This window comes from Marinobacter salicampi (genome assembly GCF_011074795.1).
Classification (GTDB): domain Bacteria; phylum Pseudomonadota; class Gammaproteobacteria; order Pseudomonadales; family Oleiphilaceae; genus Marinobacter; species Marinobacter salicampi.
This window is the reverse complement of sequence record NZ_JAAMPF010000018.1, coordinates 538,148-551,878: the sequence shown is the minus strand read 5'-3', so window position 1 is coordinate 551,878 and position 13,731 is coordinate 538,148. Positions and strand designations below refer to the sequence as shown.

The 13,731-nt window shown below is 48.7% G+C and carries 7 protein-coding genes; all 7 read right to left on the bottom strand.

What is annotated here, in order from left to right:
- Nucleotides 1-31: 31 nt before the first annotated feature.
- A complete protein-coding gene (locus tag G7W63_RS11530; protein WP_166257706.1) occupies nt 32-1,744 on the bottom strand; it encodes an ATP-binding domain-containing protein in 1,713 nt (570 codons plus the stop codon).
- Nucleotides 1,725-6,527, bottom strand: coding sequence for a protein NO VEIN domain-containing protein (locus G7W63_RS11525; protein ID WP_166257703.1), 4,803 nt, complete (start codon nt 6,525-6,527; stop codon nt 1,725-1,727). Before G7W63_RS11525 ends, G7W63_RS11530 begins: the two co-directional genes overlap by 20 nt.
- Before the next feature lie 34 nt (nt 6,528-6,561).
- Entirely contained in the window at nt 6,562-7,488 is a 927-nt protein-coding gene (locus G7W63_RS11520; protein WP_166257700.1) for a DUF5655 domain-containing protein, read from the bottom strand.
- 132 nt (nt 7,489-7,620) lie between these two features.
- Nucleotides 7,621-8,718, bottom strand: a complete 1,098-nt coding sequence (locus G7W63_RS11515; protein WP_207308936.1) for a hypothetical protein — start codon at nt 8,716-8,718, stop codon at nt 7,621-7,623.
- Nucleotides 8,719-8,757: 39 nt separating this feature from the next.
- Nucleotides 8,758-10,458 carry an AAA family ATPase gene (locus G7W63_RS11510; RefSeq protein WP_166257694.1) on the bottom strand — a complete coding sequence of 567 codons (1,701 nt, stop codon included), beginning with the start codon at nt 10,456-10,458 and terminating at the stop codon, nt 8,758-8,760.
- Nucleotides 10,459-10,534: 76 nt separating this feature from the next.
- Nucleotides 10,535-12,067, bottom strand: coding sequence for a restriction endonuclease subunit S (locus G7W63_RS11505; RefSeq protein ID WP_166257691.1), 1,533 nt, complete (start codon nt 12,065-12,067; stop codon nt 10,535-10,537).
- 1 nt (nt 12,068) lies between these two features.
- Complete coding sequence (locus G7W63_RS11500) at nt 12,069-13,685, bottom strand: class I SAM-dependent DNA methyltransferase (protein WP_166257688.1); 1,617 nt, start codon at nt 13,683-13,685, stop codon at nt 12,069-12,071.
- Nucleotides 13,686-13,731 lie beyond the last annotated feature (46 nt).

The following is a 13,731-nucleotide window of genomic DNA, read 5'->3' as shown; positions in this document are numbered from 1 at the left end:
CGTTTTCCCATACAAGCCGCACCAGTATTTTTCATTGCCGTAAACCATCTATGGTCGCCGCTGTCCCGGAGACGATTAACAAGGACTTGGCCCTGCTCATACCTACATAGAACACCTCTCGGTTAACCCCAGAATCAAGGCCGTCTAATCCCCATAAAATGACAACTGGTGACTCCAACCCCTTAAACCGCTGTACCGTCTCAATCAGGATACTACTATCAATGCGATGCCCTTCCTCTGACCATGAGGCCCCTCGCGGCAAGGGCAAGTTCCGTAAGCAACCGTAATAGTTAAATTTGTTCTGGGCATCACCAATCAAGACCGTGATTTCATGCGGTGCAACGTGCTGTCGATCAATCAGGTCAACAATTTTTGAGTGAATCCTTCGAGCCTGAGCTGTGTGATTCGGAGCAGTATCAAGCTCCAAGTCGGAACCTTCAAGCTCTGGGGGATCAACCGAAACGCCCCGGTAATGAGCATAAGCTGCACGATGAATTGCAGAGGTATTACGGCAATTTTTAGTCAACGTAATCGGTGGAGTTTCGATGGGAAATGTTCCAGCTCTAGAATAAATATTCTGGTTCTCATCGTAGAAGACATAAAATGGACTCGCATCTGTATCCGACAACAGAAGTTCGAGCGGCAACCAATACTCTTCACCAAAATCCTGGCCCTCATCACATACGATCGCCTCATAGCGCTCAGGTACTTCATCAAGAGCAAATGACAATGCCACCGGCAGCTGCACATCAAAAAAGCCTGTCCCGGGATAGTTCACTTTTGCCTCATGTTTTAGTTGTCTTCCCGAGACTTTCTCTGCACGTTCAACCCAATGATGGCAAAGCTGATGAAATCCCATAACATCGAGGTTCTCGATATCGCGGCACAGATCTGCGAGGTGATCGGCCAATTGTCGGTTGTAACAGGTAAGTAACGTCCTAAAGCCTTCAGAAGCGAGGCGCCGACCCTTTTCCAATGCCAAAACCGTCTTACCAGTACCCGCACCACCTCGGATTGCTACCCGCCGATGAGACTGAAGCAGGTCCAAAGTTCTGATTTGCTCATTTGTAAGCTTGATCCGTTGCTGCTCAAGCTCATTAAGCTGCGAAGAAACCAGGGGAGATACTGTAAAGGACCTGGCAAATACTTTTTCGATAAGGTCAATACCTGGCTGCCCAATCGGCTTGTTACCACTGGACTCGGCGCCCCAATATGAGAATACTTCATCAACCCATTCCCCTGGATTCCGCAGCGCCGCCTCAGTACCAATTAGGCTTGCCGGCATGTCAGGCCTAGAAAGCGGTTTCGAATCACCAATGTCAGGAAAATATATCGCATGCCCCCGAAGAACTTTGTTCAGATTGTAACCCCGCGATGACGGATGCTCTTTGAGCTTGGAGAATATGGAGTATTTGGCTCTGAGAGCTTGCTGGACAGGATCCTTTATTAGATGCTTCTGACGGTGACGGTCAACCGAGTACCAGGCATCTGAGCCTGCCTCATAAGATATGCCGCCGCCTTTCACCTCAATACAAAGATAACCAAGTTGGGGATGGCAGATGATAAAATCACACTCCCCATCTCGTGCTCTATCCCGCTCATGCTTCAGAATCCACCCAACTTGAAAAAGGACTGTATAGGAGGGATTTAAGCTATCCCGAAATGACCGATAGACCTTAACCTCTGCTTTTGACGGGAGTTCATCCAGTTGAGCGTCTGACAGTTCAGGAATCATCGTTGCCATCTTCAGCCTCCAAAATCTGCATTTGGTGAATGTTGGCAAGCACGTTCCGGGTTGGCTGGGGCTTCCCCTCAAAATGAACGGTTAAAGACCTCACCTTTCCTCGCTTTTTGACCTCGGTAATTTCACCAACGCCCATAGTCGAGTGTTTAATTCGAGCCCCCACTACGAATCCAGCGGAAGGGTCTTCTACTTCATCAACAGTTGCCTCTCGCCAGTTTCCGTCGAACATAAATGAAGTCACTTGAGAAGCAGGATTTTGAATAGGGTGTACCCGAATGTTATCGGGGTCAGAGACGAACTCGACCACGTAGAGCCAATACCCATCGCCATACTTTTGGGCATTGTTAAACTGTAAACGTGAGAGTCCGACCCCGGCCTGATTCCATTCACCATTTACACCTTTCACTTCGATCAGCCGGCTCTCACCTGTCTCAGGCTCAATGCTTTCGATATCGTGACCTGGATGAGTTTGGGGCATTTGGTCGGGTATCCGTCCCCGATTTTCCTCATACTCACAAACTGCTTGTCGTGCTGCAGCTTCCACCGCAAGGTTATGCTCCCTGTCGCCACTATCTTCAGAAGAACCTTCTTCCTGGGGATCTTTCATCCTCACATAAGACAACAGTCGCTTATCCCATTGCTCTTTAAACTTAGGGCGACGTTTATGCCGCTTTGCCTTCACACCGTCATTTTTGCCAAACCCTCCCGAAACAGTTCCAGATAGGTCGTCGGTTTCATCCTCCTCCACATCCTTGTCGTTTTCATTGGCGCCCTTCGCCTTTAGCGGAGCAGTTGGCTTAATCGACACATCATCAAGTTTACCTTCTGCAGCCTCATCACTATTGGGAGCATCGGCGTCGCCTTCTTGATCCACTGTTCCTTTTGGCAAATCTTCGGTTTGTTCATTTTCATTACCGGCATGCCCCAACTCATCAAGTTGTTGAGTGCCAAGATCATAGCTTTCAAATTCATCATCTGTGACAAGTTCAGGAACACCAAAACTTGTCAGATGGGCATCCGCATCCTCAGGAGACATCTTCAATAGAGAATGGAACATAAGCGTAAGTTTTGTAACATCCGTTCCAGGTTCATCTGGCATCAAGTGATGCAACAGAGAAGTAAGAACAGGAGCCCAACTAGCCTCGCCAAGGGGCCTGGTGACTAAGAGCTCGCTCTTGGTGTAATCAAAAAATGCCTCTGCGGAACAGACTGGTGCCTGAATCTCCCGTTGATCTATTACAGCTAATGCCTGCACGTGAATATTATCTACGCTATATACACGGAGATTGGAAAATGCTGCTGTAACGCGCTCCTGGACACCTTTTGGCTTATCGTGCAAAAGCCTTCGAATGGTTCTTGCCCTTTGGTTTAGGGTTCCACTTACCTCCTCTTCCAGAGAGGTCTCTCCCGCTATCTGATCTAAGCGCAAACTGCATGCTTTACTCAAAGCCTCAACACGGAGCATTTGGGCCAATCCCCATAGCTCGGGATCTAGCTTACATAGCGCACAGTTAAGCTCTTCATCAAAGAACTTCGACAACCACTCACTGTCATGCAGCAATATTTCATCGGGATATGCGAAGCGATCTTCGAGATTGAGGATTGACGGGGCCTCCCGGAGTGTCACCAAGCTCTCTTCTTCAACTGCGCCATCGGAAAGTGCTTCAGCGATGCCTCCCATGCACAACTCATATACCCTTCGATCAGCACCGACCAATGGTTTTGATCGCTGATAGAACTCGTCGATGATTTCAAGAACGATTTCAACGAGATCATTACTACCAGGCGAATCTTTTACCCCGATAACCTCGAAAAAATTCGTAAAACTCTCTAGCTTCGGAGGAACCCTATAAGCAAATCTACCCAACTGCTGCTGGGACCAATAGACCTTTGTGGGTTTGACGAAATCCTTGAGTTGCTCCACGTATATGCACCGAGTTCCCTTGAGTTTGGAAACTTCCGGGTCATCTTTTGCGCGCTCGCTCAATATTCGATAAGTGGTCTCGTGCGGTGCAATACCTTTATCGATGCAGTGGTGGAGGTGCGATATCACTAGATCTGTAGGTGGTCTCTGCTTTATGCCTAAGTCGTCTAGTAAGCTCGTACTCAATCGGGCTGTATTTCGATAATCCAAAATATTAGCTTGGCTTTCGAAACCTTCGGACCGAAATGGTGCATACAACTCGCTCGGGTAATACCAATTTTCTTCATCGCCCTTCGCAGGTAAGCAGCGAACACCCCTAAGTTCCGAGAGTGCTGTCGAAAGACTTTCTCTGTCCACTTGCTTTACGGCGATCTCACCCAAAGTATAGAAAGCCTCTGAACTCAACTTTTTAACATCTTCATTTGGAACATATGTTTCTGAGAGGCTTCTCAGTCGATCGACTATGTGCATCGGAGCAGGGTCATGCAAGACACCAAGCGCATCAACAAATACTCGGACCGATTGTGCTGCCGGGAGCTTCGAAAAATCCAGCCATAGGTGTTCTGCTCTACCCAGTACCTCTTCTAACTGATCTTTTCTCTCATAAACGCTACCCGGCATGGCCCATCCACCATCTTGAGTTGGCAGGATCGGCAAGCTGCGCAAAGTCTTTAATGTGCTCGGGTCATTCAAAAGTCCTGGATGGTTTGATAGCTCGCGGATGAGAACATCATACCTTCCCTCATCTAGGGGGCCAGAAGGACCAAAGAACGAAGGTAGTACCGTCTCAACGAAGGAGTTAATCGTCTGCGTCTCGACACCTAATTTTTCAGAAACAAACTGCCTGGCGGACGGGCTTAAAATAGAGATATCCAAAAGAGCCCCACTTCCTGTCGGATCTTTAAAATCACCCGGCAGGAGTGCTTTCGATGCCTGAATAAGCCCTTGGCTGGAATACCAGAGGGGGAGTTTCCGCAGGACCGCATACACCTTGTCACTGCTGGGGCGAACCTCATCGAGATCAGCGAGAAAAGTGTAGAAATCACGGAGAGCGACGGGCTCAGTATTTAACACATCCTCTCCCCTATGAAGAGAGACTTGGGAACCAAGGTGGTTTGATATCGATTCAAGCTCTAGTCTATCGATTAGACGGCTCAATTTCGGATATCGGGCAATTTTACTCGAGGCAATTGCCAACTTGGGGAATAAGGTCGTTGGACGAATCGCATCTATTGAGCGAGGAGACTGATAGGCTTCCGCTAAAGAAACGATGGAAAGACCCTCGGTCACCAAGCACTTAAGGCTTTTCAGCTGGTTGAGAACCTTGTTACCAAAATATGGACGAGAACTTTTAACCGGTTCAGGCAACAGCTCTTCTAAGATGTCCCATAGAGGCACCCAAAACTCTTGAAGCATTTTCTCTTCAGTTTTAGAAGCTCCATCTGTGACTATCTCTAGACTATTGGAAAGAAGTCCCACGAGACGATCAAGACTGAGAATCGGAGCGCCAACCTTGCCCAGGGTATTTCGGTAGGGCGATAAGCACGGCGCAATAAGATTGATGCCCAAAAAATTCAACGCGGACACCTGGCTTTCGCTAGGAGTCGCCCCTTTTGGCAAATAAACCTGATGGGGAATACGCAGCTGGCCGTTAGTATCGATTGCAACTTGGCTCTGCGAAACACTCGCTTTCAAACGTTCCCAGAAATGATCAAAACAGGCAGGGTGATCCGAGCCGCTATGACCCATTTCAGCTGCCTGATGAACAATCCTCCAGAGCTTTTCCTCGCCAATAAGCTGACCTAAAGCCTCTGGATCCTTAGCTAACGCCCCGGCCGCAGCTTCGATGAGCATTTCGTTCCAGTATCGGTAATGCTGATTACCTGAAAAGATGAGCGACTTCCGGTCAGGCTCCGGGAAAAAGTCAGCGTTTATATGGAGCGGCAACCCAGTGGCCTGCTCCGTGGGCAAGAAAGCATAAAGCAGGCCGGTTTGCAGGGATTCTGGCTCAAGCTTCAAGGCAATGGCGAACTTAGAGCTGCGGTCATAGGTCTTCAGCAACTCGTATTCAGTGGCCAGCCTTGCTGCAGCTTCCTCGGCATCTCCTCGAATGATGTGCCAGCTTTCAGTCGTATTCTCAGGGGTATAAGTAAGAACCAAAGAAGATTCGTCAGGTCGCGCAAGCTCGCAGCATAGAAGCAGCCTGCCATTTCGACGAACTTCGGCTTTTCTAATATGCCGTAGAAAGAGCAGACTTTTTCGCAATACCGAGATGAATTCTTCCTGAAGCTGATCGATATCCTTGGATCGTACAGCCGTAGCTCCAATTCCCTTGCGCGCTATCGAGTTCGGATCTGTCGCCCATGGAAGTAAGAATTTAGTCCCCTCTTCTGTAGTTACTTCAGTAGACAAAAATTTGCCTTTCTCCGGTATTAGCTGGAGCTTTAGCCCCGAGGAATAAATTTCCGGATGGTCAGTAATTTGATAAGCGGATACAAATCCTATTCCGAACCTTCCAATATTCTCACTCTTAGCAAGCTTTCCCCCACTGCCTACATCCGCAATCCGATGAAAATCGCAGCTATAACCCTCGTCCTCCATCATCCAGCATTCTGGAGTCATTTCTCCACAATAGGTAAATGCTCCGCTATTCCACACAACGAGGGCATTGTCTGTAATATCAAATATAACTGCTTCGGCTTTTGCATCATCGGCATTTTGAATAAGCTCCAGCGCCATGATGTCGTAGCCTTGTAGCCCAGCAAGATGACCTCGTATATTGCCAAGCAGATTGGCGGTGTAATCACCCTCGGTAACGCCGGAACTCTTTCGTTCGCCGCTTTTTGTTGTGTCCTCCATGTCCTTTCCCTTTTTCACTGCGACCTAATTCGAATCAACTATTTTGATATGCCTTGTCCACCAAAAGTCGAGCCTTTTCCCAATCTTCTGGTGTTCGGACATTGACCTCAAGATTTCCGGTTCCCCAGTGACCGATGTGAGTGACATTCCGACTGAAAGAGCTTTCTTCCCCAAGCTCCCCAGGAAGCTTCAAATACATCTGAAGCCGTGGGTCCTTACCCGGTTGCACGACAATAGAAACAAAGTTACGAATGCGTTTGAAGGCGGTGTAGAGCTTTAACTCCTTGCGTTGGACTTCGTCCCCCAACTGCTCAACGTATTGGCAGGCATTCTCGTATAGTCCCAGAAGAGACTCAGGAGCTTCAGTAAGACGCTCTTGCTGACTCTTATCCTTAGTGTTGGCTTTGAGAGGTTTCTTGATGGTGGTTGAGTCTGTGGGTGAAATTGTCTGATTTGCAGTTTGTGCATTCACCAGCTCCAGCAGCAACAGCTCGTTACCAAAATATCGGTAGCGCATGAGTTCAATATTGCGATTGATCTGCTGGACGGCATGTTCGTCGTAACGGTTAAAATCTGAGGCGATGCAAATCAATCGGGTACCACCCCATTCGATCGATTCGGCTGCTGATTTGCCAATTTTTTCCATCACGAGCCATTTGAATTCGGCCTGGTGGTCCAGAAGCCAGTCCAGATAAAACAATCCTTGGTTGATTACGTTTTCGTTGATGTGGCGTTTGTATTCGACGATAACCGGGCAACCGTTTTCATCCAGTCCGAGTGAGTCAATCCGGCCTTTGTGGGTTTTTCCGGTGCCGTATTCGCTTGCTAAAAAGCGGACACCGATAAGAGCATCCATATTGGCTTCGACATGGCGCTGAAGGTCCTTTTCCAGTTGGGCGCTCTTGCCATTGAGCTCTGTTGCCATATCTTCAGTTAACTGAAAAAGCTTGATGTCGCTCATATCATCCTTTCCAATTTGGATCGCATTCCGCTTGGTTTTTAGGCCGTGCGTAATCCTCGGTTCTCATCTAAAACACTCTTACCAACGCCCTCAAGAGAAAGAGCCAAAATCTCAAGCCGATGAAACGTACCGTTAGCTGAATACTAGATCCATATCCTCATCACTTTTCTCTCGGATCTTCCAGTCAATAAGCGACCAAAGGTCTCTGAGAAAATCTTGATCCTGCTTGGAAAGGTGCTCATACACTCTCTGCCACCAAAATCGCCATTCCATGGATCGATAATCCAAAGGCATCGCATTGGCAAATCGTATCAGCTGTCCATGGAAGTCGTTAAAGTTCGTCGGGCGTAAATCTGCAGCTATATGCTCACAAAAATGAGTAGTTATATGCTGCTCGACACGAGAAGGTACTTTGTAGACCTCCTCCCAAACGTCTATTTTTGGCTTCACATCTGGCGGCGCTGATTGGAAAGAAACGTATGCCTCAGCCAAAGGTTCTGCCCAATACCCGGTTATTAGCTCCGCTTTCTTTTTAGGGGTAACAAAAACCTCTGCGTATCGGTAGCAGCATTCTTGGGCTGGCGGCAATGGATAGAATGCTCTGCGCCTATTCCCATCTTTGTCTCTCAATAGATCTTTGGCGCCTTTAGCTTTGGAGTTACAGATATGGCATGTGGGAACAAAGTTACCAGGATGGACACTATAAATTGGGTACTTGTCCTTACATAGAACGTGGTCATAGTCGGCGCGCCACTGTTCCTCGTCACTTAGGTGAACTCTATTTTGTGATAGAAGAGCCGTGCCACAAAGAGGACAAAGCTCGCTATTACTATTCGCGCATTTAAACTGTTGGTAGTGACTCTCTATAGAGCTGTTTGCTTGGAGCTTGGTATCAGCAAGATCCTTTGTGCGCGTGAACAAGTGTGTAGTGAGAGATTTCATCGCTTCGAAAACAATGTCCGACTCCAATATCGGTAGCGCTGTTTTCGTATCGTCGAAAAAGACCTGGATGTCCTGAGTATTATTTATGGTATCGAACAGGTTCTGACGATCTTGCGAAACCTTTGGTAAACTCTTCCATAATTGATGAAACCACTCCCGCGTTGGACGGTTACTCCAACACACACTGGGGGCGCCGGCATGCGCTCTGAACAGAGTTTCTGAAAAATTTTCACTCGTAATGCTAGCGCGAAGAAAATAGAGAAGCTCCGAATTTAAAAACTCGAACACTGCACATCTTGGCGTAGTTTGGTGAAGTGGGAAGAGCATTTAGTTCTGTAGCTTCCTTAGCAGATAGGCCTTTTCCATCGAATCTCCTAAGTTTTCTTCGATCCATTGACGAGCGAATGCAACTCCTTGGGCATTGTCATCCTTTGGCAATTGTTTTCTGACTTCTTTAACAACAGTTTGTGACATTAGCGATCGGAGCCCGTAAAAATTCTTAATGAGTAAATCAAACGATGCGCCATAGGTTTGGCATGAAGCCGGTTCCATGGATATCAGATTGTCCTCAGCACGCTCGAAGAAGAAGACGTTTTCTTGTTTTAGCGAGGAAACCATAAATGGAGAGTGAGTAGATAAAAAAAGCTGAGGTAGCTTTTCATGCTCATCCGTTTCAAGAATAGCCTTGGTGAGGTGGTGATGGAAATATGTTCTCCATGATGGGTTTAAATGTGTTTCTGGCTCATCAAAAAGCATAAGACTCTGGGAGCGGCCGAATACCATTGCCGCTGCCAGTACCTGCATCAGTTGCGCTTCGCCATCCGAGAGATCGTCAAAACACACTTCCCGCCCATTGCCGTCCGTGAGTATGAGTGAACTCACATTGAATGGAAGCCGGGTTTTGAGCGGCTTTTTCACGGTTCCGAGGAAGGTATCGTTTAAAAGCTTTTTGCGAGTTGGACCTGGCCAGTTTTTGACGCCAAGCTGCTGCAGTTTAAAAAATCTCAGAAATAGAGTCAGGGGATTGCCGTAGTTGGCGTCCCGTAGCTTTTCTAAAAGCTCGGGATCCTGTAGGTCCAACCTTATTTCTCCCGAGAGAAAATCCAATCCGTAAGATTCAAACTGTTCCTCGCTGCTCTTCTTCCCGATAGGAGAAACATTGTTATCACCGGCTATACGGATAAGTAACTGAACATCCCGGATCGCATCTTGTTCAGTTATGCCTGAGTGAAAATCGTATTGAAGAATGGCTTTTGAAGGCAGCTTGAACGCTAGTGCTTGGAAGATTTCGCTTACGGTGTCAGGTTGCAGTACCGAGAGACTTAAAATTAGTAAACCTGCATTATCGTAATCGAGGTACACGAAATTGCTAGCAGGGGAATTAACCTCAATTATGTCAATATAGCCGCCTTGCTCAAACGCAGCACCAGATGGTGCGCTAAAAATATGAGGATGCTTATTTACATAATACTCATTGATGTCCGCACGCATTTGCTCGTCTATATCAGCAGAGATCTCTTTCTGTCTCTTTGCACTGATTCTACGAACTTCAAATTGCTGAACAGCATTCTTCATGAAGCTGCGTTGAAGGTTCTCATTTAATCCAGACGCATACCCGACTACTCTGGGTATCGGGATCTTTGACTTATCGCCGAACTCTATCCAATCATTTCTCCTGTACCAGGAAGCAAAAACATTTCCCGCCGGGTCTATCGAAGCACTTAGCTCGACCTTGTGAAGATCGTCAGGAATTTCAAGAGGACGAACTTTTGGGTGAGGGTCATACCGGAAATCCCACTCATAGTGAACTGTGACACCAAAACCCATTCCTTTTTTCGCTAAGAATTCTTCGCGGTACCAGCGCTCAAGATAGGCAAAAGTCTCGCTTATCAGCTCTAGGAGTTGAGATTTCCCGGACCCATTAAGGCCAATCAACGCATAAACGTTATCGGTCGTCTGGCTAAAATCGAAGCTTTGATCTTTTAGTCCTTTGTACTGGCCAGCTAAAGTGATCGATATCAGCCGCATAAGGTCAACTCCATGACCCTCTGCGGCACTTTGTGTTCAGTCATTACGATGGAAATAGATAACCCGGGTGCCAAGATCACGTGCAGCCTCTCTTTTCTTTGTTGGTTCCGCTCTTCGTCCGCTTTACCTTGATACTTTCCAGCAACGCCTGTGCACTGTTCCCCCCAGTGACCAGATCCGGGTTGTCCTTGCGCCATTGCTCGCTCAGTTCGCCCCGGAAAGCTTTGCCCAGAATAGACTGGGTGAGGTTGTTGACACGGGCCAGAGCATTGTTGACCTGTTGTTCGATGCGGTCGGCGTGGGCGAAAAGCTGGCCTACTCGGGCAACGACTTCGGTTTGTTCGCTTTTTGTCGGTAGAGGCGTAACTAAGCGTTTCACATCCGCTAGATTAATCCCTCGCTGGGCTACCCCTCTGGTTTTTTCTGCCAGTGCTCTGTAGCCACCGGGAGATTGAAGCAGCAATGCGACGTACTCAGGTAATATATTTTTCCTGACCGGGACCATCGCAACTTCCCTGCTGATATTGAGTGGGTGAGCTGCTAAACCTCTAGGAATAACCGCGGCATTTCCTACGGTGCCCCGAATCGCAAGAACTACTTCACCTCCACTAAGACGTGTCCTGGCGTATTTCTCCTCAATCGAAGGGAGCACCTTTTTTAGTGAACCGGTTTCTATTCGAAGAGGTTTCACGTCACCGCATCGAATTGTGGGTATGCCCTCGTCTTGAGCGTCCCCCGTTTGAACAATTCCGTAAGGGATTCCTCTGGCACTTTCAATAAGCTGTTCAAGCGCATAGAGTTTCCAGTCAGCCCAGTCTGGGCTTTCAAACATTTCGTTGGCGAGATCTATTTCATCTTTAGTGGGTGGCTGAATCTTTGCGAGTTTCTTGTCTCTGGCAATTTCTAAGTCTAAGGTTTGATAATAATCGTGATCGTCAGCACTAAAGTCCTCCGTTAAACGCCCACTCACAGCCGCAGCTAGCACAGACTGACGGAAGCGTTTGAGGATTTGGGGGATGCGTTCGAGTCGAGCTTTGGTGTTTTCCACCTGGGCCAGCAGGGTGTCGAGTTTGTCGGCAATGATTTTTTGTTCTTCAGTCGGGGCTACGACGATTGGCAACGTCAGGAACCGCGTTTGGGTCATATTCAACCCACTTTCACTAATGCCGGTTTTTCGATCATTGAGCTCTTTCTGAGCAAATGAAGTTCGTAACCAAGATTCAATAAATTGAGGGGAAATCCTTTCGTGAGGAAAGCGTAGCCGATACATTTTTCCAGAAATCATTAACTTCGGGCGGACTTTATTCACAAGACAGATTACACCGCACCTTGCTCTTGGCCCAGCATTGGTCACGAGCAGGTCACCAGCTTTTACTTCAATTCTCGGTTTGGGTTCTTTTCCTTCAGGAAGCCGTTTATTTTCATCTTCTAAGAAATATCCATCCTGAATCGCTGTGGTCTTTAATACCCCCCATTCCCCTTGTTCGGCCGGAACTTTGTCGCACTGGGGACTCCAGCCTTGATGTACCAACTTGCCATCAGATTGGGGAGCAAGAATGCTTTCGATGTCCGTTAAGCACCACTCAGGAGGCAACTCGAAATGATCCATATCAATTTACACCGAATTTGTGTTCTGCCTGAACATGGAGGCTATCAGCCTCTTCGTCAGCCCCCAATTCCCGCATAAGTGCATCCAGCTCTCCCAAAGCCAGCACCAGTTCTCTCATAGCCTCACCCGCCAGCACACTCGGTTCTGGCAGATTGGCGGCATCTACGCTGTCACTGTCTTTGAGCCAGGAAATGTCCAGTGAGTCTCCCTTGTGTTCGGCAATCCACTGGCGGCTAAAGCTGCGCCAGCGGCTATGGGTCAGACGTGGGTCAATGCCTTCGTTCTCCTCGCTGTGTTCGGGCAGTTCGATGTCTTTGGAATGGAAGCTGTATTCGCCTTCTTTACGGGCACTGTCGCCTTTGGGGCTTTCGCCATAAACTACCTCAAACGGCTTCAGGTGTTGGTCGCCAAAGGGTGTGCGTTTGCCGAAGCTGGGCATGTTCGTGCGTAGGTCGTAGACCCAGACGTCTTCGGTGCTGTTCTCTTCCTGGTATTTGTCTGTGGCGCTGCCCTTGGTGAAGAACAGCACGTTGGTTTTCACGCCCTGGGCGTAGAAGATGCCGGTGGGCAAGCGCAAGATGGTGTGCAGGTTGCACTTGTTCATCAGGTCCCGGCGAACCTCAGTGCCCACGCCGGTTTCGAACAGGACGTTATCCGGCAGTACCACGGCAGCGCGGCCACCGGGTTTGAGATTGCGGTAAATGTGCTGCAAGAAGGCCAGCTGTTTGTTGCTGGTTTTGTGAGTGAGGTCGTCTCGGGTGATGCTGGCGTCACCACCTTTGCTGGTTCCGAAGGGCGGGTTGGCAAGGATCACGTCGGCTTTAGCCAGCCCGGCGCCAGTCTGCCCCAGAGCATTGCCCAGATGAACCACCCCTTCTTCATCGCCTTCCATGCCATGCAGCAGGCAGTTCATCAGCGCCAAGCGGCGGGTGCCAGGTACCAGTTCGATGCCAGTGTAAGCTCGGGTAGACTGAAAAGCCTTCTGTTCGGCGGTCAGATCATAAAGTTCGTCGGTCTGATTTTTGATGTATTCGTGGGCAGCAATCAGGAAGCCTGCCGTGCCGGCGGCCGGGTCCTGGATGCGTTCGCCGGGATGAGGTTTCAGGCACCGTACCATCGTGTTGATCAGGGCGCGTGGCGTGAAATACTGGCCAGCGCCAGACTTGGTTTCATTGGCGTTCTTCTCCAGCAGGCCCTCGTACAGGTCCCCTAGGCCGTCTTTCTGGGCACTGAACCAATCGATCTGATCCAGGGTCTTAATCATCTGTTCCAGGTGGCGCGGCTCCCGCAGGCGGGTCTGGGCATCGGCGTAGATGGCGCTGATCAGCGGGTCGTCGTGTACCATGGTGCCTTCGCCGTCCTTGCCGGTGGACAGACTCAGCAGGATGCGTTTGTAGTCGTTTAACAGGTTGATGCCGGACTTGCCGTTCAGGTCGGTCCAGCGGCAGCCTTCGGGCAATGGATGCCTTACCAGAGTGCCGAAATCCTTGTTCTCGTGGACCATTTTGATGAACAGCAGCAATACCAGTTCGGTGACGTAGTCCGAATAATTGATGCCGTCGTCCCGCAGGACGTCGCAGAGGTTCCAGAGTTTTTGGACGATGTCGTTGTTGGTCATGGGTTCCAATAATTTAGGTAGATTGAAAGTTCAAATTTGCTTGGTT